At 38.3% G+C, this 23,865-nt stretch carries 26 protein-coding genes; 18 read left to right on the top strand and 8 right to left on the bottom strand.

What is annotated here, in order from left to right:
* The first annotated feature begins 98 nt into the window (after positions 1 to 98).
* Together ispB and DV417_RS02560 are read left to right on the top strand one after the other, a co-directional pair.
* Positions 99 to 1,088, top strand: coding sequence for an octaprenyl diphosphate synthase (gene ispB / locus DV417_RS02565; protein ID WP_118878474.1), 990 nt, complete (start codon positions 99 to 101; stop codon positions 1,086 to 1,088).
* Between the two features lie 50 nt (positions 1,089 to 1,138).
* Positions 1,139 to 1,876, top strand: a complete 738-nt coding sequence (locus DV417_RS02560) for an epoxyqueuosine reductase QueH (RefSeq protein WP_009500118.1) — start codon at positions 1,139 to 1,141, stop codon at positions 1,874 to 1,876.
* A 51-nt stretch (positions 1,877 to 1,927) separates the two neighbouring features.
* On the opposite strand, the gene rplS is transcribed toward DV417_RS02560, so the two are convergent.
* Genes rplS through rpsP form a run of 4 tightly spaced genes read right to left on the bottom strand, consistent with a single transcriptional unit; the run spans position 1,928 to position 3,913 of the window.
* The gene (gene rplS / locus DV417_RS02555) at positions 1,928 to 2,278 is read right to left on the bottom strand and encodes a 50S ribosomal protein L19 (RefSeq protein WP_005626422.1); all 351 of its coding nucleotides are present in this window, start codon (positions 2,276 to 2,278) and stop codon (positions 1,928 to 1,930) included.
* Positions 2,279 to 2,314: 36 nt separating this feature from the next.
* Positions 2,315 to 3,055 carry a tRNA (guanosine(37)-N1)-methyltransferase TrmD gene (trmD, locus tag DV417_RS02550; protein WP_118878473.1) on the bottom strand — a complete coding sequence of 247 codons (741 nt, stop codon included), beginning with the start codon at positions 3,053 to 3,055 and terminating at the stop codon, positions 2,315 to 2,317.
* 37 nt (positions 3,056 to 3,092) lie between these two features.
* Positions 3,093 to 3,620, bottom strand: coding sequence for a ribosome maturation factor RimM (rimM, locus tag DV417_RS02545; protein WP_005626427.1), 528 nt, complete (start codon positions 3,618 to 3,620; stop codon positions 3,093 to 3,095).
* Between the two features lie 44 nt (positions 3,621 to 3,664).
* On the bottom strand, positions 3,665 to 3,913 hold the full coding sequence (gene rpsP, locus DV417_RS02540) for a 30S ribosomal protein S16 (protein ID WP_005626429.1): 249 nt from the start codon (positions 3,911 to 3,913) through the stop codon (positions 3,665 to 3,667).
* A 310-nt stretch (positions 3,914 to 4,223) separates the two neighbouring features.
* Here rpsP and DV417_RS02535 point away from each other — a divergent pair, with 310 nt between their 5' ends.
* From DV417_RS02535 to DV417_RS02515, 5 genes are all read left to right on the top strand, one after another.
* Positions 4,224 to 5,003 carry an amidohydrolase family protein gene (locus tag DV417_RS02535; protein WP_118878472.1) on the top strand — a complete coding sequence of 260 codons (780 nt, stop codon included), beginning with the start codon at positions 4,224 to 4,226 and terminating at the stop codon, positions 5,001 to 5,003.
* 24 nt (positions 5,004 to 5,027) lie between these two features.
* Positions 5,028 to 6,839, top strand: coding sequence for an NAD nucleotidase (gene nadN, locus DV417_RS02530; RefSeq protein WP_118878471.1), 1,812 nt, complete (start codon positions 5,028 to 5,030; stop codon positions 6,837 to 6,839).
* Positions 6,840 to 7,125: 286 nt separating this feature from the next.
* Entirely contained in the window at positions 7,126 to 7,668 is a 543-nt protein-coding gene (gene aroK / locus DV417_RS02525) for a shikimate kinase AroK (protein WP_005626436.1), read from the top strand.
* 19 nt (positions 7,669 to 7,687) lie between these two features.
* Positions 7,688 to 8,776 (top strand): 3-dehydroquinate synthase, encoded by a 1,089-nt coding sequence (gene aroB, locus DV417_RS02520; RefSeq protein WP_118878470.1) that lies wholly within the window; start codon positions 7,688 to 7,690, stop codon positions 8,774 to 8,776.
* A 1-nt stretch (position 8,777) separates the two neighbouring features.
* Positions 8,778 to 9,638: a Dam family site-specific DNA-(adenine-N6)-methyltransferase gene (locus DV417_RS02515; RefSeq protein WP_118878469.1), complete on the top strand. Its 861-nt coding sequence runs from the start codon at positions 8,778 to 8,780 to the stop codon at positions 9,636 to 9,638.
* 21 nt (positions 9,639 to 9,659) lie between these two features.
* Here the strand turns inward: DV417_RS02515 and mobA are convergent, their stop codons facing one another.
* Positions 9,660 to 10,250: a molybdenum cofactor guanylyltransferase MobA gene (mobA, locus tag DV417_RS02510; protein ID WP_118878468.1), complete on the bottom strand. Its 591-nt coding sequence runs from the start codon at positions 10,248 to 10,250 to the stop codon at positions 9,660 to 9,662.
* A 64-nt stretch (positions 10,251 to 10,314) separates the two neighbouring features.
* Here mobA and DV417_RS02505 point away from each other — a divergent pair, with 64 nt between their 5' ends.
* The 11 genes from DV417_RS02505 to DV417_RS02455 all read left to right on the top strand — a co-directional run bounded on the left by DV417_RS02505 (position 10,315) and on the right by DV417_RS02455 (position 19,149).
* Positions 10,315 to 10,581 (top strand): YihD family protein, encoded by a 267-nt coding sequence (locus tag DV417_RS02505; RefSeq protein WP_005631120.1) that lies wholly within the window; start codon positions 10,315 to 10,317, stop codon positions 10,579 to 10,581.
* 12 nt (positions 10,582 to 10,593) lie between these two features.
* Positions 10,594 to 11,211, top strand: a complete 618-nt coding sequence (dsbA, locus tag DV417_RS02500; RefSeq protein ID WP_118878467.1) for a thiol:disulfide interchange protein DsbA — start codon at positions 10,594 to 10,596, stop codon at positions 11,209 to 11,211.
* Positions 11,212 to 11,272: 61 nt separating this feature from the next.
* Positions 11,273 to 11,608, top strand: a complete 336-nt coding sequence (locus DV417_RS02495; RefSeq protein WP_005626449.1) for a MaoP family protein — start codon at positions 11,273 to 11,275, stop codon at positions 11,606 to 11,608.
* Between the two features lie 143 nt (positions 11,609 to 11,751).
* A complete protein-coding gene (gene trmA / locus DV417_RS02490; protein WP_118878466.1) occupies positions 11,752 to 12,843 on the top strand; it encodes a tRNA (uridine(54)-C5)-methyltransferase TrmA in 1,092 nt (363 codons plus the stop codon).
* Complete coding sequence (locus DV417_RS02485) at positions 12,825 to 13,598, top strand: class I SAM-dependent methyltransferase (RefSeq protein ID WP_118878465.1); 774 nt, start codon at positions 12,825 to 12,827, stop codon at positions 13,596 to 13,598. The genes trmA and DV417_RS02485 overlap by 19 nt, the downstream gene beginning before the upstream one ends.
* The gene (locus DV417_RS02480) at positions 13,592 to 14,026 is read left to right on the top strand and encodes a SoxR reducing system RseC family protein (RefSeq protein ID WP_118878464.1); all 435 of its coding nucleotides are present in this window, start codon (positions 13,592 to 13,594) and stop codon (positions 14,024 to 14,026) included. The genes DV417_RS02485 and DV417_RS02480 overlap by 7 nt, the downstream gene beginning before the upstream one ends.
* Before the next feature lie 111 nt (positions 14,027 to 14,137).
* Positions 14,138 to 14,359: a hypothetical protein gene (locus DV417_RS02475; protein WP_053465596.1), complete on the top strand. Its 222-nt coding sequence runs from the start codon at positions 14,138 to 14,140 to the stop codon at positions 14,357 to 14,359.
* A 153-nt stretch (positions 14,360 to 14,512) separates the two neighbouring features.
* Positions 14,513 to 15,028 carry a molybdopterin-guanine dinucleotide biosynthesis protein MobB gene (gene mobB, locus DV417_RS02470; RefSeq protein WP_118878463.1) on the top strand — a complete coding sequence of 172 codons (516 nt, stop codon included), beginning with the start codon at positions 14,513 to 14,515 and terminating at the stop codon, positions 15,026 to 15,028.
* Positions 15,025 to 16,413 carry an MDR family MFS transporter gene (locus DV417_RS02465; protein ID WP_118878462.1) on the top strand — a complete coding sequence of 463 codons (1,389 nt, stop codon included), beginning with the start codon at positions 15,025 to 15,027 and terminating at the stop codon, positions 16,411 to 16,413. The genes mobB and DV417_RS02465 overlap by 4 nt, the downstream gene beginning before the upstream one ends.
* A 153-nt stretch (positions 16,414 to 16,566) precedes the next feature.
* Entirely contained in the window at positions 16,567 to 18,210 is a 1,644-nt protein-coding gene (locus DV417_RS02460; protein WP_118878461.1) for an ABC transporter substrate-binding protein, read from the top strand.
* A 177-nt stretch (positions 18,211 to 18,387) separates the two neighbouring features.
* The gene (locus DV417_RS02455) at positions 18,388 to 19,149 is read left to right on the top strand and encodes a HugZ family heme oxygenase (RefSeq protein WP_118878460.1); all 762 of its coding nucleotides are present in this window, start codon (positions 18,388 to 18,390) and stop codon (positions 19,147 to 19,149) included.
* 113 nt (positions 19,150 to 19,262) lie between these two features.
* On the opposite strand, the gene DV417_RS02450 is transcribed toward DV417_RS02455, so the two are convergent.
* The 3 genes from DV417_RS02450 to polA are packed head-to-tail and all read right to left on the bottom strand — an operon-like array spanning position 19,263 to position 23,719.
* A complete protein-coding gene (locus tag DV417_RS02450; RefSeq protein WP_118878459.1) occupies positions 19,263 to 20,567 on the bottom strand; it encodes an L-cysteine desulfidase family protein in 1,305 nt (434 codons plus the stop codon).
* Between the two features lie 18 nt (positions 20,568 to 20,585).
* Positions 20,586 to 20,900 (bottom strand): cupin domain-containing protein, encoded by a 315-nt coding sequence (locus tag DV417_RS02445; RefSeq protein ID WP_118878458.1) that lies wholly within the window; start codon positions 20,898 to 20,900, stop codon positions 20,586 to 20,588.
* A gap of 11 nt (positions 20,901 to 20,911) precedes the next feature.
* The gene (gene polA, locus DV417_RS02440; RefSeq protein WP_118878456.1) at positions 20,912 to 23,719 is read right to left on the bottom strand and encodes a DNA polymerase I; all 2,808 of its coding nucleotides are present in this window, start codon (positions 23,717 to 23,719) and stop codon (positions 20,912 to 20,914) included.
* Positions 23,720 to 23,865 lie beyond the last annotated feature (146 nt).

Below are 23,865 nucleotides of genomic sequence, written 5' to 3'. Positions count from 1 at the left end.
ATAAAATAAAAAAATTCCCTTCATTTGCGGATTGATTTCAGAAAGTCTGAAAATTCGGGTAAAATACACCGCACTTTTGACTAATAATTGATGAAAAAATGAAGAAACAAGCTCTTATGAGCATAGACGCGATCCAGAAACTTGCAGATCCCGATATGCAAAAAGTTAATCAAAATATTCTTGCTCAGCTTAATTCAGATGTTCCGTTAATAGGACAGTTAGGTTTTTATATTGTTCAAGGTGGTGGTAAGCGGATCCGTCCATTGATCGCCGTTCTTACAGCTCGATCTTTAGGTTTTGATGGTGCTAAGGCGATTACTTGTGCTACTTTTGTTGAATTTATTCATACTGCCTCTTTATTACATGATGATGTGGTGGATGAGTCCGATATGCGTCGTGGGCGCGCTACGGCGAATTCAGAATTTGGGAATGCTGCAAGTGTACTGGTAGGTGACTTTATTTATACGCGTGCATTTCAATTAGTTGCACAATTAGAGTCATTGAAGATTTTGGGAATTATGGCCGATGCGACTAATGTTTTAGCGGAAGGTGAAGTTCAGCAGTTAATGAATGTTAATGATCCCGAAACGAGCGAAGCTAATTATATGCGTGTAATTTATAGCAAAACTGCGCGTTTGTTTGAAGTGGCGGGGCAGGCGGCTGCAATTGTCGCGGGTGGAACAGAAGCTCAAGAAAAGGCTTTACAAGATTATGGGCGTTATCTTGGAACTGCATTTCAGCTTGTGGATGATGTATTGGATTATAGTGCAAATGCACAAGCTCTAGGTAAAAATGTAGGCGATGATTTAGCTGAAGGAAAACCAACCCTTCCTCTACTACATGCTATGCGTCATGGTAATGCTCAACAGGCGGCTTTAATTCGCGAAGCGATTGAGCAAGGCGGTAAACGTGAAGCTATTGATGAAGTATTAGCTATTATGGCTGAGCATAAGTCTTTAGATTACGCGATGAATCGTGCAAAAGAAGAAGCTCAAAAAGCTGTAGATGCAATTGCAATGTTGCCAGACAGTGATTATAAGAAGGCATTAATTTCTTTAGCGTATTTGTCAGTTGATAGAAATTATTAGTCCTTAATTTAGTTTATATACTTTATACCCATTAATTTTAATTAAACTTTATGAATACAGAACTTCAATCTAAACCTGAGCAAAGTGCGGTTAATTTTCAAGGTAAAACTCGTAAACAAAAAGTACGCAAAGATCCTAATGCACCTTTTATTCGTGAAAAACTTGAGTTGCCAGATGGGCATAATAAACTTCTTTTACATTCATGCTGTGCTCCTTGCTCGGGTGAGGTGATGGAAGCAATCCTTGCATCAGGCATTGAATTTACGATTTATTTTTACAATCCAAACATTCATCCACTCAAAGAATATTTAATTCGTAAAGAAGAAAATATTCGTTTTGCCAAAAAATTTGGCATTCCATTTATTGATGCAGATTACGATCGTCAAAATTGGTTTGATCGAGCCAAAGGAATGGAATGGGAGCCAGAGAGGGGAATTCGTTGTACTATGTGTTTTGATATGCGCTTTGAAAAAGCTGCTGAATATGCTCATGAACATGGTTTCCCTGTATTTACTAGTTGCTTGGGTATTTCTCGCTGGAAGGATATGAATCAAATCAATGGCTGTGGCCATCGCGCTGCGGAAAAATATGATGATGTTATTTATTGGGATTATAACTGGCGAAAAGAAGGTGGCTCGCAACGTATGATTGAAATTAGTAAGCGTGAGCGGTTTTATCAACAGGAATATTGCGGCTGTGTGTATTCTTTACGTGATAGTAATAAATGGCGAGAAGAGACTGGTCGCCAAAAAATTGAAATCGGAAAATTGTATTATAGTGCTGATTAATATAATGAATGCAGAAAAGGCTTGGAATTCCAAGCCTTTTTCTTTGCGAAATTATTCGCCCAAACGCTCTTTAATACGAGCAGATTTACCTGAACGTTCACGTAAGTAGTAAAGTTTAGCTTTACGTACTGCACCTTTACGTTTAACAGCGATAGAATCTACAGCCGGAGAGTGAGTTTGGAATACACGCTCAACGCCTACGCCATTAGATACTTTACGTAAAGTAAATGCTGAGTGCAAGCCACGGTTACGAATTGCAATAACCACACCTTCGAATGCTTGCAAACGACGTTTGCTACCTTCAACTACCCATACTTTAACTTCTAAAGTATCACCTGGGCGGAAGCTAGGTACGTTTTGTTTTAATTGTTCTTGTTCAAGTTGTTTGATAATGTTAGACATTGTTTGATCCTTTATTGATCCTAGATGTAACTGAAACTAACTGTTATGCTCGGCTTGCGCCTCTTTTAACAGTTTACGTTGTTCGTCAGTCAGAGCTAGGCCTTCTAAGAGCTCAGGGCGTCGGAGCCATGTTCTTTGTAGCGATTGTTTTAATCGCCATTTCCGAATTTCTTCGTGATGTCCCGACATCAGCACGGGCGGTACAGTTAATCCTTCTAACACTTCCGGTCTGGTGTAATGCGAGCAATCTAATAAACCACCTGCAAAAGAATCTTCTTCTGCGGAGGCTTGTTTGCCTAATACACCGGGAATAAAACGCGCAACAGCATCAATTAATGTCATTGCTGGTAATTCCCCACCGGTTAGAACGTAATCGCCGATTGACCATTCTTCATCAATTTCAGTTTGAATCAACCGTTCATCAATACCTTCGTAACGTCCACATACCAAAATCAATTTCTGGTTTTGAGCAAGCTCTGTTACGCCGCCTTGATCGAGTTTACGTCCTTGTGGCGAAAGGTAAATCACCTTTGCGCCTTCTCCTGCCGCTGCTTTTGCAGCATGAATCGCATCCCGTAAAGGTTGCACCATCATCAGCATTCCTGGGCCACCACCATAAGGGCGGTCATCCACGGTTTTATGTTTGTCGAATGTAAAATCTCTTGGGTTCCAACATTCCACTTGCAGAAGATTATGTTTTACGGCTCTTCCTGTAACCCCAAATTCCGTAATCGCTTTAAACATTTCGGGGAATAATGAAATCACCCCTATCCACATAAAAAGCCTACTACATTACGTTTGTGCATACTTGAGATTAGAAACCAGCGTCCCAATCCACTTCAATTGTTTTCGTGGTGAGATCGACTCTTTTAACTACTTGTTCATACAAAAACGGAATTAACCGCTCTTGTTTTCCAAAAGCATCTTTCGTATTGGCTTTCACCACTAACACATCATTAGAACCAGTTTCCATCATCTCTGTTACCGTTCCCATTGTATAACCTTCTAGGTTTACGACTGAGCAACCAATTAAATCGTGCCAGTAATAATCGCCTTCTTCCAGTTCTGGGAAAACAGATAAATCCACACCAATTTCAACATTTGCTAAAATTTGTGCGGCTTCACGGTCATCAACGCCTTTTAATTTCACGATGATTTCATGATTATGATGACGCCAGTTTTCTAATTCTGTTGGCTGCCATTCACCTTTGATTTTTAAAAACCAAGGTTGATACTCAAAAATGCTTTCAGCTTGTTCTGTTGATGAATAAATACGTAACCACCCACGAATACCGTAGGTTGAGCCTAATTTGCCCACAACTTCAATACGTTGTTGTTCCATATTTCTCACCTATCTTAGTTTAAGAACTAAATCAAAAAGCAAAATTATGCTGCTTTTTGTGCTTCTTTTACCAAGCTCGCAACACGATCAGAAAGTGATGCACCTTGACCAACCCAGTGGTTAACACGGTCTAGGTCGATACGAACACGTTCTGCGTTACCTTGTGCGATTGGGTTGAAGAAACCTACACGCTCAATGAAACGACCGTCACGTGGTGAACGGCTGTCAGCTACTACGATTTGATAAAATGGGCGTTTTTTAGCTCCGCCACGAGATAAACGAATGGTTACCATAACCTTCCTCTAAATGTTTAATTGCTAAAAGAATATTCCTAAACTCGAAAGCGATTTAAGAATATAGCTTACTTTTTTCTCTGTATATATAGACAAAAAGCCTGCGAATTTTATACTTTTTGAGCAAAATTGCAAGTTTTGGATGAGCATTCTAATAAGTACGTTATATTCTCTTGAAAAAGTAAACATTATCATTCACATGCAATTTTGTTTTACGTATAATCTAAGAAACTCTTAAACAGTTTTAGGTCAAGTTTACGCGTTAAGCAGTATTTTATATTGATAAAATATCAGTTAAATGAGGTTTATTATGAAAATCGGTTTTCATTCTGTGTTAATTGGATTAGCGTCATGTATTGGCATTCAACAATCTGTGATAGCAAGTCCTCCTCCATCTTCTCACCAATCAATATCTACTGAGTCCGCTGAGGCTTTAAAGCAACAATTTTCAATCGCTTTAGCCAAACAAGAAAAACAACAAGTTTCGATTTTACAGAAAAAACTTACCGCACTTTTTTCTTTACCTCCTCAATTTCTTGATAATCAGATCCAGATAAGCGAAAAAATCCTCACTCGAATTTTTAAAACAGATAAAAATCTCACCCCTAAATTTCTTGATTATTTATACTTTGAGCCGGTAAATACTGGGGATGCTAATTTAATTCAGGAAATGAAGAAAAACTTACTGGTGTCTTTTTTAGCGAATGAGCAGGCAAAAATTTATATTCGTCAAACAGATAATTCGGAGCAATTTGTTCAGGCTTTACTCGAACGGGGAGCAAAAGCAGATCAAATCATATTATTGTCTTTGGATGCTAAAGGCATATTTCAAAAAATTATTGAACAGATACATCAAGATTTTCCTAATCAAACAACTTTTTCTATTACTGAGAATCGAGTGAGTTTGATAACCCCTTCTTCTGAAATTAAGCCCCGTCTCGCTCTAGCTAATATGATGTTTGCTCGCCAATTTAACGGGGTGGAGGTTGATGATTTTTCGTATTTAGATCAAGCACGTGAAAATCTTCAACACAATAACTATGCTATTCGTTATAAGACTTTCCAAGCAATGCTTGAAGGCTTAAATTAATCTGTTTACTCATAAGGAGCCATTATGTTTTTATCTAAAAAATCAGTTACCTTTGCTGTTAGTGCGTTAGCAATGCTTTGCTCTGGTGCCATCTTTGCTAAAGAAGCACCGCAAGCACATAAAGCGGTGGAGTTAAGTATCTTACATATTAATGACCACCATTCTTACTTGGAACCGCACGAAGCGAGAATTAATTTAAATGGTCAACAAACAAAGGTTGATATTGGTGGTTTTTCTGCTGTGAATGGAAAACTTTATGAGTTACGCAAAAAGTATAAAAATCCATTAGTGCTACATGCTGGTGATGCGATTACGGGTACGCTGTATTTCACCCTTTTTGGCGGTTCCGCTGATGCGGCTGTCATGAATGCAGGTAATTTTGATTATTTTACTTTGGGTAATCATGAATTTGATGCGGGTAATGAAGGTTTATTAAAACTACTCGAGCCATTAAAAATTCCAGTACTTTCAGCCAATGTTATTCCTGATAAAAATTCAATTTTATATAACAAATGGAAACCTTACGATATTTTCACTGTGGATGGAGAAAAAATTGCTATTATCGGTTTAGATACCGTGAATAAAACGGTTAATTCATCTTCACCAGGTAAGGATGTGAAGTTCTATGATGAAATTGCTACCGCACAAATTATGGCAAATGCGCTAAAACAACAAGGTATTAATAAAATTATTTTACTTTCACATGCAGGAAGTGAAAAAAATATCGAAATTGCTCAAAAAGTAAATGACATTGATGTGATCGTTACTGGGGATTCACATTATTTATACGGAAATGATGAATTACGTGGTTTAAAATTGCCAGTAATCTATGAATATCCGCTTGAATTTAAAAATCCGAATGGCGAACCGGTATTTGTAATGGAAGGTTGGGCTTATTCTGCTGTGGTGGGTGACTTAGGTGTGAAATTCAGTCCTGAAGGTATTGCGTCTATTACTCGTAAAATTCCTCATGTGTTAATGAGTTCTCATAAACTTCAAGTGAAAAATGCGGAAGGTAAATGGGCTGAATTAGCTGGCGATGAACGTAAAAAAGCACTTGATACTTTAAAATCAATGAAAAGTATTTCACTTGATGATCACGATGCAAAAACCGATAAGATTATTGCTAAATATAAAAGTGAAAAAGATCGTTTAGCACAAGAAATTGTGGGCGTCATCACTGGTTCTGCAATGCCTGGTGGTTCAGCAAATCGTATCCCAAATAAAGCAGGTTCAAATCCAGAGGGTTCTATTGCAACACGTTTTATTGCAGAAACAATGTATAACGAACTCAAAACAGTGGATTTAACTATTCAAAATGCGGGCGGTGTACGCGCAGATATTTTACCGGGCAACGTGACCTTTAATGATGCTTATACTTTCTTGCCTTTCGGGAATACCTTATATACCTATAAAATGGAAGGTTCGTTAGTGAAACAAGTGCTTGAAGATGCAATGCAGTTTGCTTTAGTTGATGGTTCAACTGGTGCATTCCCTTATGGTGCGGGTATTCGCTATGAAGCGAATGAAACACCGAATGCGGAGGGTAAACGTTTAGTGAGTGTGGAAGTATTGAATAAACAAACCCAACAATGGGAACCAATTGATGATAACAAACGTTATCTTGTCGGAACGAATGCTTATGTTGCAGGCGGTAAAGACGGTTACAAAACCTTTGGTAAATTATTTAACGATCCAAAATATGAAGGCGTTGATACATACTTGCCTGATGCGGAAAGTTTCATTAAATTTATGAAAAAACACCCGCACTTTGAGGCTTACACTTCATCAAACGTGAAATTTAATGCTTCAACTGATGCGTTACCTAAAAAATAAAATTGAAAAATAGACTAAAAATAGCGCGTATTTAACGCGCTATTTTTGTTATGAGTTTGCTGCTTTAAGATGCCGTAGATGATTGAGAATCGTGATTATTTCACACCTGAATGGTTTCTCGTGGAAAATAAATTCTCTGGAAAGGTTGAAATATAGGGTAGTTTATTGCGATAATCTAGGCCATTTTTTGGGAGATCTTTCAAGTAGTCAAATTTGTTTTAGACTGTGTATTTTTGTTAGAAAGATCAAATTTTTATTTCACCTTTAATTTAATTAGAAAAGAACAATGGCGGAAAAACGTAATATTTTTTTAGTGGGGCCAATGGGTGCAGGCAAAAGCACTATCGGTCGTCAATTAGCACAACAGCTTAATATGGATTTTATTGATTCCGATGCCGTGATTGAAGAGCGTACTGGCGCGGACATTAGCTGGATTTTTGATTTGGAAGGTGAAGAAGGCTTCCGTAAGCGTGAAGAACGCATTATTAATGAGCTTACTCAAATGCAAGGCATTGTGCTTTCAACTGGTGGTGGCGCGGTACTTTCTAAAGAAAGTCGTAATTATCTATCTGCACGTGGCATTGTGATTTATTTGGAAACAACGGTGGAAAAACAATTCCAACGTACTCAACGTGATAAAAAACGTCCATTGCTTCAAGATGCAGAGAATCCTCGTCAAGTATTGGAAGATTTAGCAAAAATTCGCAATCCGCTTTATGAAGAAATTGCGGACATCACTTTGCCAACCGATGAGCAAAATGCCAAAGTAATGGTAAATCAAATAGTTGATTTAATTGATAATATGAATGGATTGAATGGTGCACTTTAAACACACCTAAGGATAAATTATGCTGTGCGTCAACGTGGAATTGCAAGAGCGTCGCTATCCTATTTTAATTGGTAGCGGATTGTTACAAGATGAACGTAGTTACCCGATTAAACGAGGGGATCGCGTGATGATTGTAACGAATCCCACGGTCGCACAGTTTTATCTTGATACCATCATCTCTGCGTTAGAAAAACGTGGTTGCGTGGTTGATCATGTTTTATTGCCAGATGGCGAAAAATACAAAACGCTTGAATCTTTAAACTTAATTTTCACCGCACTTTTGCAAGGTAATCATGGACGAGATACCACGATTATTGCATTGGGTGGCGGTGTAATTGGCGATGTTGCTGGATTTGCTGCGGCAAGTTATCAGCGCGGCGTCCGTTTAATTCAAATTCCAACCACATTGCTTTCACAAGTGGATTCTTCAGTGGGCGGTAAAACGGCGGTTAATCATGAATTAGGCAAAAATATGATTGGCGCATTCTATCAGCCATCAATGGTTATTATTGATACGCTCACGCTTAATACCCTTCCTAAACGTGAAGTAAACGCGGGTCTTGCCGAAGTTATCAAATATGGCGCCATTTTAGATTACGAATTTTTTGAATGGCTAGAACAACATATTGATGAACTTGTCGCTTTGCATCCTGAGGCGCTTCAACATTGTGTTTCTCGTTGTTGTCAAATTAAAGCGGATGTGGTTGCGAGAGATGAAACAGAAAAGGGCGATCGTGCATTGCTCAATCTTGGACATACTTTTGGACATGCCATTGAAACTCACTTAGGTTATGGAAACTGGCTTCATGGCGAAGCTGTTTCTACGGGAATGATGATGGCTGCGGCACTTTCGGAAGAGCTTGGAGATATTTCTATTGCAGATGTGTCTCGCCTTGAAAAATTACTTGCTCGTGCCAATTTGCCCACCGTATCACCGGATACGATGCAGCCGGAGGACTATTTACCGCATATGATGCGTGATAAAAAAGTTCTAGCGGGTAAATTGCGTCTGGTGCTACTCAAATCTCTAGGCCAAGCTTATGTGGCGAATGATACCGATCATACCCTCGTGTTAAACGCAATTCGTCGTTGTACTCAAATGGATTAAGATGTTACGTCCGAAAAAACAATCTTTAAAACCTAAGTTAAAACACCGTCCATTTTTAAAATGGGCGGGGGGGAAATTTCGCTTAACGGACGATATAAATAAAGCCTTTCCAAACAAAAAAAACTGCTTAATTGAGCCATTTGTGGGCGCTGGAGCAGTATTTCTTAATTCTAATTTTGAACGCTATATTTTGGCAGATATCAACCCAGATTTAATCAATCTATTCAATATTGTTAAAGAAAATGTAGATGGTTATATTGAAGCTTGCAAGCCAATTTTCTTCGCTGATGATGCCAATACACCCGATTATTACTACGCTAAACGCCGTCAATTTAATGCTTCTACGGATCCTTTCGAACGTTCGATTATTTTTTTGTATTTGAACCGTTTTGGTTTTAATGGATTATGCCGTTATAACAGCAAAAATGAATTTAACGTACCTTTTGGGGCTTACAAAACTCATTATTTTCCAGAAGATGAATTACGTTATTTCGCTCATAAAGCGCAAAGAGCGGTGTTTTTATGTTGTGATTTCCAAAAGACTTTTGAATTTGCCGATAAGGATTCGGTGATTTATTGCGATCCGCCTTATGCTCCGCTACAACAGGATACTAATTTTACTGGTTATGCGGGGAATGAGTTTGGCTTGGCGCAGCAACGTGCTTTAGCTGATTTAGCGAAATCTATACAAAAAGAAAAACAGATTCTGATATTGATCTCGAATCACGATACTAAATTTACGCGTGAAATTTATAACGGCGCAAAATTTAAACGGGTCAAAGTTCAACGTTCTATTAGTCAGAATTCAGAAAAACGCGTAAAAGTGAAAGAATTGATTGCGATATTTGGTGCTCGTAAATAATAAAAATAAACCGCACTTTTGTTAGTGTTCGATTAGATTACCGTTTTTCTTTAAATCATCCAGCGTATTAAAATTCTCAAAGTTGCCTTCTTTTTTCGTAAATTTTACTGAAATCCCGCCATTTTCTTTCATAAACTGCAAAAGGCGTCGTTCACCCGATGCTAAATAGTGTCGTAATTTTTCCTTTAGCTGAACGGACATCAAACAAAAAACGGGATGTTCACGTTCCTCATCGCAAGCATACGCAATTAAAGTGCGGTCATTTTTAACCGTACTTTGGAGTTTATCTAAAAGATTCGTAGGGAAAAAAGGCGTATCACAAGGTGTAAAAAGAATAAAGTCACTTTTTGTCTTTTCTAGGGCTGTTAGCATGCCACTCAATGGCCCTTGAAAATCGGGCAGTTCATCGGAAAAAACAGGAAAGCCAAATTTTGCATATTCTGTTTGACTTCGGTTAGCGTTAATTGAAATCTGATGAATTTGTGGTTGCAAGCGATAAATAACATGTTGAATTAAAGATTGTTTACCTAAAATCTGTAATCCTTTATCTTGCCCGCCCATTCTGCGTGCTTTGCCACCAGCCAAAATTACCGCGCTTATTGTGATTGCCATATTTTAATCTATCGTTATTTCAAGTATCATTTGCCTATTTTTTACGATTAAAAAGGAAATAGCAATGAAATGTAAGCGTTTAAATGAAGTTTTGGAACTTTTACAGCCTTATTGGTCTAAAGACCCGGATTTGAGCTTAATGGAAATTTTGCAAAAAATTGCCAATGAATCAGGTTTCCAAAAGCCATTAAATGAATTAACTGATGAAGTGATTATTTATCAGTTAAAAATGGATGGTACCGATAAACATGAGCCAATTCCTGGTCTCAAAAAAGATTACGAAGAAGATTTTAAAACCGCATTGCTTCGTGCTCGCGGTATCATTAAATAAGAAGGAAAGCAAATGAAAAAAGTATTACTTGCGTTAGGTTTAGGTATCAGCACGCTTATGTCTGCAAATAGTTTTGCCGTAGATTTACAAGAAGGCAAACAATATGTTCAAGTAAGTCAACAGGCTTCACAGCAAAAAGAAGTGATTGAGTTTTTCTCATTCTACTGCCCGCATTGTTATGCCTTTGAAATGGAATACAAAATTCCACAACAAGTCGCAGATGCTTTACCAAAAGATGTGAAATTTAAACAATATCATGTGAATTTCTTAGGTCGCCAGTCTGAAAACTTAACGCGTGCTTGGGCGTTAGCTATGGCATTAGGTGCAGAAAGTAAAGTAAAGGCACCATTATTTGAAGCGGCTCAAAAGGATGCCTTAAAATCAATGGATGATATTCGAGCTATCTTCTTGTCGAATGGTGTAACCGCCGAGCAATTTGATGGTGGCATTAATAGTTTTGCAGTGAATGGTTTAGTCAATAAACAAGTAAATGCCGCAGAACAATTTAAAGTGCATGGCGTACCTGATTTTTATGTAAATGGAAAATTCCGTGTAAACCCTGAAGGTTTAAATTACGATGATTTCGTGAAAGATTATGTGCAAACCGTAAAAGGTTTATTGCAAAAATAACGAAAAATTGGTTTAATGCCTGCCCTATTTTGTAAATATTAATGAAAGAAGAGAGAATATTATGGCTGCAAGTTTTAGCGTAACGCGTCGTTTCTTTGACGACAAAAACTACCCACGTGGTTTTTCCCGTCATGGTGATTACACAATCAAAGAATCACAGGTGCTTGAGCAATATGGCCAAGCGTTCAAAGCATTAGACTTAGGGGAACGTGAGCCAGCGACTAAAGAAGAAAAAGATTTCGTCGCTTTTTGCCGTGGTGAGCGCGCAGCAGAGACTTTCTTTGAAAAAACTTGGAATAAATATCGTACTCGTATTAACACTAAAAAACGTGTTTACACCTTATCTGGTGATGTGAGTGAAGCTGCCTCTGGCGGTGAAGATTATTCCGGCGAATAAGATATGTTGAACAAGGCAGGCGGAAGTCTGCCTTTTGTTTTTGAATAGCTTGTGAAATCACGCGTAATTCACGGCTGATAACTTTATTCTCCTATCTTTGTATGAACGATTCGTCTTCATACGCCCTATGAATACTAATTTCTATGCAATTACCGATTTCTCAATACAACGAACAGCTACAAAAAAAACTTGAAAAGTTAACCGCACTTTTGCGCCCTTTTAATGCGCCGGATATTCAAGTTTTTGACTCTCCAACAAGCCATTATCGTATGCGTGCGGAGTTTCGTATTTGGCATGAGCAAGATGATTTTTACCATATTATGTTTGATCAAGCGACGCTACAGCGTTATCGCGTGGATGAATTTCCAATCGCTAGCACGCTGATTAATCGTATGATGCAAACCTTATTACCTTTGTTAAAACAACAAGAGGTGCTGCACAAAAAATTATTCCAAATTGATTACCTTAGCACCTTGAGTAATAAGATTATTGTGAGCTTGCTTTATCATAAAACACTCACTGAAGAATGGGAAAGTGCGGCTAAAAATCTGAAAGATTTACTCGAAAAGCAAGGTTTTGATGTGCAAATGATCGGGCGTGCAAGTAAACAAAAAATCTGTTTTGAACAAGATTATGTGGATGAAGTTTTACTTGTGAATGGCAGAAATTATGTCTATCGCCAAGTTGAGAATAGTTTTACCCAGCCAAATGCAACGGTAAACTGCAAAATGCTTGAATGGGCAATTGATTGTACCCAAAATAGCGAAGGTGATTTATTGGAACTTTACTGCGGTAATGGTAATTTTTCTATCGCACTTGCACAAAATTTCCGTAAGGTATTGGCAACCGAAATCGCGAAACCTTCCGTAGCCGCCGCACAGTTTAATATCGCTGAAAATAAAGTAGATAATTTACAAATTATCCGTATGTCGGCAGAAGAATTTACGCAGGCTATGAATGGGGTTCGAGCCTTTAACCGCTTGAAAGGGATTGATTTGAAGTCTTACGAATGTAATACCATTTTTGTCGATCCACCTCGCGCAGGGCTTGATCCTGATACAGTGAAACTTGTACAAAATTACGATCGCATTTTGTATATTTCCTGTAATCCACATACTCTGTGCGATAATCTTGTTGAACTTTCAAAAACGCACCGCATTGAAAAAGCAGCGTTATTTGACCAATTCCCTTACACTGACCACATGGAAAGCGGCGTATGGCTCATTCGAAAGTAGGAATTCAGCTGATTTCTGAATCTTCAGAAAAAACATTAGCAGAATTGACCGCACTTTGTGCTGAACATAACATTATTCATGATGAACAAAGCCCACTTGCACTTGTTCAAACTGATGAACGTTTAGAGCTTCGTAAATTAGACGAACCTAAACTCGGTGCGGTTTATGTTGATTTTGTAGGCGGCACAATGGCTCATCGTCGTAAATTCGGTGGTGGACGAGGAGAAACCATAGCGAAAGCAGTAGGGATTAAAGGTTCGGAATTGCCAACGGTTATTGATGCCACAGCTGGTCTAGGACGAGATGCCTTTGTGCTAGCCTCGATTGGCTGTCAAGTTCGTTTAGTGGAACGCCATCCTGTTGTTTTTTTACTTCTGCAAGATGGTTTAAATCGTGCTTATCAAGATGAGGAAATCGGCGAGATGTTGCAACAAAATTTATGCTTGCTGAATGTTCACCATATTAATGAACTTGATCCTAATACTGATTATGCCGATGTGGTTTATCTCGATCCAATGTATCCGCATAAACAAAAATCTGCGCTAGTAAAAAAAGAAATGCGCGTATTCCAGCATTTAGTTGGAGCAGATTTAGATGCCGATGAATTGCTTTTACCTGCACTACGATTAGCTAAAAAACGTGTGGTCGTGAAGCGTCCTGACTATGCAGAGTTTCTTTGTGGAAAACAACCACACTTTAGCCGTGAAACGAAAAATCATCGCTTTGATATTTATATGGGAGAATCCCAATGTTAAGAGAAAGTGCGGTTGTTATTAGCTATGAAAATGGCATTGCCAAAGTGAAATGCCAATCCCAAAGTTCCTGTGGTCAATGCTCAGCTAAAAACAGTTGTGGAACATCAAGCCTTTCCGAATTAAACGGCAAACGTGGCGAGCATATTTTTAATGTGGAAACATTAATGCCATTACGCGAAGGTCAAATTGTTGAAATTGGATTAGAAGAAAAGTCGATGTTGTTGTCGGCATTATTGATGTATGTTGTACCGCTTTTGAGTTTATTAATTGCGACTATGTTGTCTGATTACATCAGCGATAATGAAATCCTGCGTGCAATTTTAATCTTCGGATTAACCGCACTTTCTTTCATTTTTGTAAAATCTTATAGCAGAAAATTAGGGCAACAAACAGAATTTCAGCCCGTTTTATTGCGCATATTATCTTAAGTTTTTATTCGCTTTTTATTATTTCTGCGATCTAGATCGCAAACTATAAAGCTAGTTGAGAAATTCCCTTTCTATTTCAGCAAAATTTCTCTTTTATTCATCGGAGAAACTATGCTGAATTTATTTAAATTACCCATTGAGAAAAGCTCTTTAGAGGCTTGGTCAAAACTTAGTGATGATGTGGCAAAAGTTGCTATTCTAGCAATGCCTGTTATACTTTACGGAGAAACAGTTTTTTTATTGAAAGTATTGAATATTGCTTCCTTACTTGTTGTCACTTACTTTTGCCTAGCTGTTGGGCGTATTTTTCGTCAACTATCGGAGAAGAAATAATATGTGGTTTACAATTGGTCTTGGCATTCTTGCTCTCATATCCATTGCTGCTTTTATTTTTGCAACTTACGCAGCAAAACATTCTTAATTTATTAACCCCGGTATTTCGGGGTTTTCCGTATCTAAAGTGCGGCTATTTTTAAGGTTATTTTTATGAACAATCAGATTCCTTTACTTGGAATTACCGGTTACAGCGGTAGTGGTAAAACAACATTATCAGAAAAACTTATCCCAGAGCTTATCGCTCGTCACATTCGCGTTTCAGTGATTAAACATAGCCATCACAATATGCAAGTTGATAAAGAAGGAAAAGATAGTTGGCGTATGAAAGAGGCAGGTTCTTCTCAGGTCATTTTAGCGAATGATGAACGCTGGGCGATCATGACGGAAACGCCAAAACCTGTTTCATTGGATTATTTAGCACAACAATTTGACCGCACTTTAACAGATTTAGTGTTGGTAGAAGGCTTTAAACAAGAGCCAATTCAAAAGATTTTGCTCCATCGTCAGGAAATGACAAAACCTTTACCCGAAATTGACGAATATGTTGTGGCGGTTGCGACGAATTATCCTCTTGAAATTGACCGCACTTTGTTGGATATTAACCGCATTCCGCAAATTGCCGATTTTATTGAAAATTGGTTGCACCATTTTCACGGAGCACGATGACTGAATCCAATGCCTATCGCGGTTTAGCTTGGGTAGCAGCAATGGCACTTTTTATGCAAAGCCTAGATGCCACCATTCTTAATACCGCCCTACCGGCGATATCCTCCGATTTACATAAACCCGCCTTTGAAATGCAAATGGCGATTATTGCTTATTCTTTAGCCGTTGCATTATTTATTCCTCTTACCGCTTGGGCGGCGACAAAATTTGGGACATTGAGCGTTTTTCGTGGTGCAGTTTTCACGTTTATTTTAGGTTCTATCGCTTGTGCAGCTGCCCCTAATTTAGAAAGTTTAATCTTAGCCAGAGTGATTCAGGGGATGGGCGGTGCTTTTATGATGCCAGTGGCGCGTTTAGCTATTATTCAAGCTGTTCCTAAACAACAATTAGTTAATGCTTGGAATTTAATGGCAACTGCAGGTTTGATTGGGCCAATTCTAGGGCCTATTTTAGGTGGATGGTTAGTCATTCACGCCAGTTGGCACTGGATTTTTTTAATTAATATTCCAATTGGTGCACTAGGAATTTTGGCATCAGGCAGCGTGATGAACAATATCAAAGGCGAGTCAGAGAAACTGGATTGGACAGGTTTTTTACTCTTTGCATTAGGGTTAGTTGGCATTACGCTTGGTTTGGATTTACTCGGTAAAAGCCAACATAGCCCAATTACAACCTATAGCGTATTAGTTGTTGGTGTTTTGTTACTCGTGGCTTATTCTAGTTATGCCAAAAATAATGAAGATGCTATTTTACCTTTATCCCTTTTCCGCACTCGTACATTCAGATTAGGCATTATTGCCAATATTTTTATCCGATTATCTGCATCTGGCGTTCCCTTTTTATTGCCTTTGATGTTTCAATTATCTTTCGGTTACAGTGCTGAAATGTCAGGTTGGCTATTAGCGCCGATTGCACTAATTTCTGTGATTTTGAAAATATTAATTGGACGAATTTTAAATCATTGGGGCTATAAAACAACGCTAATTTCATCCGCACTTTTGATGGCTGGCTCTGTAATTTCAATGGCTTGGTTAGATCAACAAAGTTCTCTGACTTGGATTATTTGTAATCTCATGTGGTATGGCGCTTGCATGTCGATAATTTTCACTTCAATTAATACGTTGACTGTTGGTGATCTTTCAAAACAACAGGCAGGCACAGGTTCTACAGTATTAAGTATTGTGCAGCAAGTTGGGATTGGATTTGGTATTGCCATTTCATCGATAATTCTAAATCTTTATAGACATTTCTTTAGCTCGAGTGATGGCTTACAACAGGCATTTAGCTATACTTTCTTAACCTCATCACTTTTTACAATCGCCTTAGTTTGGTCGCTTATAAAATTACATAAAAATGATGGCGATCATTTACGGAAGGATCCTTAGATTAATTTGTTATAATCCATAGAATTTTTTTATTTAAAAAAAGCAGCATTTGCTTATATCTTATTAAACATTTATTTTAGATAGGATTTATCTAGCATCTTGGTTATATGACAAGGCTCTAATAAATCTCTGCCAACAAAGTGAGGAACTATCATGAAGCTAAAATCAACACTAACTCTTGCGGCTGCAACTCTTGTATTAGCAGCCTGCGATCAATCAGGTTCAGCAAATAAACCGACCGTACAATCTGAAACCAAATCTGCATCTAACAATACTTTTGTTTACTGTACAGCAAAAGCACCTTTAGGATTTAGCCCTGCACTTGTGATGGAAGGGACGTCTTATAATGCAAGTTCACAACAAGTGTATAACCGCTTAGTTGAATTTAAAAAAGGCTCAACAGATATTGAACCTGCCCTAGCTGAAAGCTGGGAAATTAGCGATGATGGTTTAACTTACACATTCCATTTAAGAAAAGGTGTTAAATTCCATACAACAAAAGAATTTACCCCAATACGTGATTTTAATGCGGATGATGTTGTATTCTCATTCCAACGTCAGTTAGATCCGAATCATCCATATCACAATGTATCTAAAGGGACTTATCCATATTTCAAAGCAATGAAATTCCCTGAATTGTTGAAATCAGTGGAGAAAGTAGATGACAATACAATTCGTATTACCTTAAACAAGAAAGATGCAACTTTCTTGGCAAGTTTAGGCATGGATTTTATTTCTATTTATTCCGCAGAATATGCTGATGCAATGCTGAAAGCAGGTAAGCCAGAAACAATTGATAATCGCCCAGTAGGGACGGGACCATTTGTATTTGTTGATTACAAAACGGATCAAGCCGCTCAATATGTAGCAAACGAAAACTATTGGAAGGGTAGAACACCATTGGATCGTTTAGTTATCAATATTGTGCCAGATGCGACAACACGTTATGCAAAATTACAGGCTGGCTCTTGTGATTTAATTTTATTCCCGAATGTAGCGGATTTAGCAAAAATGAAAACAGATCCAAAAGTACAACTTTTGGAACAAAAAGGTTTGAACGTGGCGTATATCGCATTCAATACCGAAAAAGCACCATTTGATAATGTCAAAGTTCGTCAAGCATTGAACTACGCAGTGGATAAAAAAGCGATTATTGAAGCTGTTTACCAAGGCGCAGGCACACCAGCTAAAAATCCACTTCCTCCAACAATTTGGAGTTACAACGATGAAGTTCAAGATTATCCATACGATCCAGAAAAAGCAAAACAGCTTTTAGCAGAAGCGGGTTACCCAAATGGTTTTGAAACTGATTTTTGGATTCAACCTGTTGTACGTGCCTCTAATCCAAATCCAAAACGCATGGCTGAACTTATCATGGCGGACTGGGCAAAAGTTGGTGTAAAAACTAACCCAGTTACCTATGAATGGGCGGATTACCAAAAACGTGCGAAAGCGGGTGAGTTAACTGCTGGTATCTTTGGTTGGTCTGGTGATAATGGTGACCCTGATAACTTCTTATCTCCATTATTGGCAAGTTCTAATGCGGGTAATTCCAATATGGCTCGTTTTAAAAATCCAGAATTTGATGCATTACTAGATAAAGCAATTGGATTAACAAATAAGGAAGAACGCACCGCACTTTATAAACAAGCGCAAGTTATCATTCATAATCAAGCACCTTGGATTCCGGTAGCACATTCTGTTGGTTTTGCACCACTTAGTCCACGCGTAAAAGGCTATGTTCAAAGCCCATTTGGCTATGATGCGTTCTATGGTGTGAGTGTTGATGGTAAATAATTAATACTATTTCAGTTCTTTTGGGCCCTTATTTCTTAAGGGCCTTTTTCTTTTAAATATTATTATTTTGTGAAAAATATGTTAAATATATTTTACTTGAGTATAATGCTCAACATTATTCCTAACGGAATAGAATCCGTAGAATAATGAGATTAATTGTAAATATAAGGAACAAAAATGGATTTCAATAGAATTATCACTCACATGAATGATCATCACCAAGATGATATGGCTGCTCTTTGTAAAAAATTTGGTGGCGTAAATGAAATCACGGATGTCACATTAGTTAATGTAGATTTTGGTGGTTTAGATTTTAAATATAATGGTGGCAAAACATTACGCGTGGAATTTCCACAACAAGCTGACGCAGGTTCAATTAAACAAGCGATCATCAATCTTTGTGTAGAAAATAAACCAGTTGCGAATTACGATCGTATCAAAGCTAAAATTGATGAATTTCGTCAAGAGTTTAAAAGCTGTGTGCTTGCTACTTTAGATAAAGATGGCTTACCGATGGCATCTTATGCGCCAATTATTTTGCTTGATGGAAAATATTATATTTATATCAGTGCCATTGCAGAGCATTATGACAATTTGAAACGCAATCCGAATCAAGCGGAGGTGATGTTTTTAGAAGATGAAAACAAAGCGAAATCAATTATTGTGCGTACTCGCTTACGTTATAAAGCAAGTGCACGTTTTATTCCTCGTGAAGATCCAATTGTTGAACAAGTCTTAGATAAATTAGCCGAAACTATGAATGATGTAGGCGGAATTAAAACGATCCGTGAATTTACTGATTTTGATTTAGTTGAACTTACATTTGGTACAGGCCGTTTTGTAAGAGGTTTTGGCCAAGCTTATTTGATTGATGCTAATGGGGAAATTTCTCATATTGGCGTCAAAGGCAATCCACACGAAAAAGAAAGCGATAAATAATATCGTCTCTTAATGAAGGTAAAGGGGTGAGTATAGATTCATATTCAACCCTTTTGTTTACGATAAAGCCAATGGAATTGAAATTTCTTTATTTTTACCGCACTTTATTTTCATTAAGGACAAGGTTTACTCACCATAATTTCAATAACTTGTCTGTCGATATGTTGCATGCTTTTTGATGCGATAGCACAGAGATTATCAATGGTTCGATCAAGATCATGTTCGACAATACCTTCATTACCAGTAACATGGGTCTCATCCATTGCCATAAGTACCGATTTATAGCCTGAAGCAACGCTGGTGGAGACTTTCATTGCACAGCTATTGGCTGCGCCATCACAGATGATGCCACTAATATCGCCAATCATACTGCAAATTCCCATACTCGCTGTTTCAAATTTGCCTGTGAGTAAATAAGCAATGCCTGCACAGCTTCCCATTGATGCCGTAGTTACAGCACAAAGTGCGGAGAGTTTTGGCAATTTACTATGAATATAAATGGCCATTAAGTGAGATAAGAAAAGTGCACGTATTCTTTTTTCCTCATTCACCTTGAGATAATCTGCAACAACGACAACAGGCATCGTTGCAGCAATTCCTTGATTGCCCGAACCAGAATTACTCATCGCTGGCAAGGTTGCCCCGCCCATTCTTGCATCTGATGCGGCTGTAGTTTCAATCATAATTTTGCTTAGCAAATCATCAGAAATTAAACCACTACCCACTTGTTTTCTCAACGTGCGACCAATATGCAAGCCATAATTTTCTCGCAAACCTTCATCTGAAAGCGCTCGATTAAGCTCAGCGGCTTGACGAATAAAACGAATTTGTTCTAATTCAACCTCATTGGAAAATTCAAAAATCTCTCGTGCACTAATTTGTTTAAAAACTTCGTAAGGATCGCAATTAGCACATTCATCCTCCACTTTTTGAAAAAGTATTTCACCATTTTTTTCGATCAAAATAATATTAGTATGCTGATCTTGAATGGCTACTTTCACGTAATCATTATCGGCAAATAATGTTGATTCTGAATATAAAATATGTTCGGTTTGATGAATATCTACACTCACTAATTTTTGTTCAAGCATAGATTTAGCGGCAATAACTTGTTCTGGCGTAATATGTTTTAATACTTCTAAACCACCATCTGGATTACCGCCTAATGCACCAATTGCTGCAGCAATAGGTAAGCCGACCATGCCAGTTCCTGGAACAGCAACACCCAAGCCATTTTTCATCAGATTCGGTGAAACTTTGGCTTTAATGCGTTCAGGCGTTTTTCCTAAATATTTAGCCGCTGTAGCAGATGCGAGCGCAAGAGAAATGGGTTCAGTACAGCCTAGGGCTGGCACAACATCATGTTTAACGATGTGGAGTAATGGTTTTTCAATTTCGTTAAGTCTTTCTTGATTCATAAAATTCTTTTTAATTTGTTAAATACTGTCTTCTTTCTCTATGACTAATATACGCACTTCACCTTGTGGATGAGCAACATGTTCGGTACCGATACCCGCATAAAAAATATCACCCGTATGGAGCAATACGGCTTTCTCTTGAGCATCTTCTTTGTAGCGCATTTCCACCGTACCATCCATCACCGCAAAGACTTCTTCACCGTCATTGATATGCCATTTGTAAGGTTTATTTGTCCAGTGAAGACGCACCGAAATACCATTCATATTGGTAATATCAAGGGCTCCCCAGGCACGTTCTGCCGTAAAGTGGCGACTTTGAATAACTTTATTCATGGCTAAATTCCTTAGTGCGCTTCATCCCAATTTTGTCCAACACCCACTTCCACAATCAATGGAACAACTAATTCAGCAGCGGCTTCCATGTGTTGTTTAATTTGCTCACGGAAAAATTCTACTTTTTCTGACCGCACTTCAAACACTAATTCATCGTGTACTTGCATAATCATTTCAATATCTGGATCGTGACGGATGACTTCATCAAGTTTAATCATTGCTCGTTTAATAATATCCGCAGCCGTGCCTTGCATCGGTGCATTGATCGCTACGCGTTCTGCTCCTTTACGACGCATTGCATTGCTAGAATTAATATCAGGTAAATATAAACGGCGACCAAATAGCGTTTCCACATAGCCTTGTGCTTTCGCTTTTTCACGGATATCAGTCATAAATTGCTGTACGCCAGGGTAGCGTTGGAAATATAAATCCATGTATTTTTGTGCATCTGGACGGGAAATACCCAGTTGGCGTGAAAGTCCAAACGCGGACATTCCATAAATTAAGCCGAAATTAATTGCTTTAGCATTGCGACGTTGCTCGCTGGTGACTTCATCTAATGATACACCGAAGATTTCAGCTGCCGTGGAGCGGTGAATATCCTTGCCTTGAGAGAAGGCGTTAATTAAACCTTGATCGCCGGAAAGATGCGCCATAATGCGTAACTCAATTTGAGAATAGTCAGCGGCGACAATCGAATAACCTTCACGCGCGATAAATGCTTGTCGAATACGACGACCCTCTTCATTCCGAATTGGGATATTTTGTAGGTTTGGATCACTTGATGATAAACGCCCTGTCGCCGTAACTGCTTGATGATAAGAGGTATGCACTCGGCCCGTTTGTGAGTTGACCATTTGAGGCAGTTTATCCGTGTAAGTGGATTTAAGTTTACTTAAGCCACGATGTTCAACCAAAATTTTTGGTAATTCGTGGCTATAGGCTAATTCTTCCAATACTTCTTCATTCGTTGATGGCGCACCTTTTGGTGTTTTTTGTAAAACAGGTAGCCCAAGTTTATCAAACAAAATTTCTTGTAATTGTTTGGTGGAGGCCAAATTAAATGGCTGCCCCGCTAATGCGTAAGCTTGTTCTTCAAGTGCGGTTAATCTCGTGGCAATTTCGTTAGATTGTATAAAGAGGGAATCACTATCAATCAAAACGCCTGTACGTTCCATGCGAGAAAGCACATGAAGTAATGGTAATTCCATTGTTTTATACAATTCAACAAGCGTTGGTTCTTCTTGCAGTTTCAACCACAGTGCTTGCTGTAATTTCATGGTCACATCTGCATCTTCTGCCGCGTATTCTGTGGCTTGTTCTAATGGAATTTGATTAAACGTAAGCTGGCCTTTCCCTTTTCCTGCAATGCTTTCAAATTCTATAGTCTCATGCCCTAAATAACGTTTAGCTAAATCGTCCATATTATGACGACCAGTACTGTTTAGCGTATAAGAAAGCAGCATCGTATCAAATTCAACACCTTGTAATTCAATGCCATGACGGGCAAAAATACTTTCATCAAATTTAATATTTTGTCCAATTTTGTGAATATTAGGATTTTCTAAAATAGGTTTGATTGCAGAAAGTGCGGTCGATTTTTCGAGTGTTTTTGGTGCATCCAAATAATCCAATTGCAATGGTAAATAAGCGGCTTCGCCATTTTCAAGAGCAAAAGAGATACCCACTAAATTCGCAGACATATAATTAAGGCTGTCTGTTTCAGTATCGACTGCAATGAGTTTTGCTGCATTCAGCTTTTCAATCCAGCGCATTAAATCCGCTTGAGTGAGTAAGGTTTCATATTTAGTACGATCAATTTGAATTTTAGGCGTATTTTCTACCGCACTATTTTCTATCGAATTTTGAGCTGGTGAGGTCACCTGATACTGGTTTATTTTTACTGGTTGTTCAGTGGTTTGAGTAATAGAATCAGCACCATTCATCACTTCATTAAGCCAGCGTTTAAATTCGTAGCGAGCAAAATATTCAATAAGTTGATCGTTTTGGCTTTCTCCAAGCAACAATTCATCTGTTGTCACGTTAAGTTTAACATCCGTTTTGATGGTTGCTAATGTATAAGAAAGATCGGCATTGGTTTTTTCTGCCAATAATTTTTCACCTAGTTTTTTCGCACCACGAATTGGTAATTCTGCTACTTTCTCAAGATTGGCATAAATTTCAGCCATACTTCCGATGCCTTGCAATAAACCAAGTGCGGTTTTTTCGCCAACGCCAGCAACGCCCGGAATGTTATCTGCACTATCGCCCATGAGTGCTAGATAATCAATGATGAGTTCAGGTGGAATACCGTATTTTTCAATCACGCCCTCGCGATCTAATAAGCTATTATTCATGGTGTTGATGAGCATAATATTGTCATCAACTAACTGTGCCATATCTTTATCGCCAGTACTAATGAGCACTTTTTTACCCAAACGAGAGGCTTGTAGTGCGAGTGTGCCGATCACATCATCAGCCTCAACTCCTTCCACTACTAAAAGCGGAATCCCCAGTGCACGAATCATATCGTGCAAAGGCTGAATTTGTTTGCGTAAATCATCAGGCATTGGCGGTCGATGAGATTTATATTGTTCAAACATTTCATCACGAAATGTTTTCCCTTTTGCATCAAAAACAACAGCTATATGAGTGGGCTGCACTTGTGAGATGAGGCTTTTTAACATATTTAAAACGCCGTACATCGCACCTGTAGGCTCACCTGCGGCATTGGTTAAAGGAGGAAAGGCGTGAAATGCACGATATAAATAAGAAGAACCATCCACTAATATAAGCGGATTTGCTGCAATTTGGGCCATAAAAATCTCGTTTTAAACTGAAAAATGCGGGCATTATAGCGTAATTTATGGTGATGAGCGAACGGCGGATTAAATGTAAAATTTGTGACGAACGTTTTTTGCTATGGCATAATATCAGCCACTCAAATATTTAATTTAAGGAAATC

Origin of the sequence: Haemophilus haemolyticus (assembly GCF_003490935.1) — a bacterium.
GTDB lineage: Bacteria > Pseudomonadota > Gammaproteobacteria > Enterobacterales > Pasteurellaceae > Haemophilus > Haemophilus haemolyticus_M.
The sequence above is the reverse complement of the archived record's forward strand: the minus strand, read 5'-3'. Positions and strand labels throughout refer to the sequence as shown.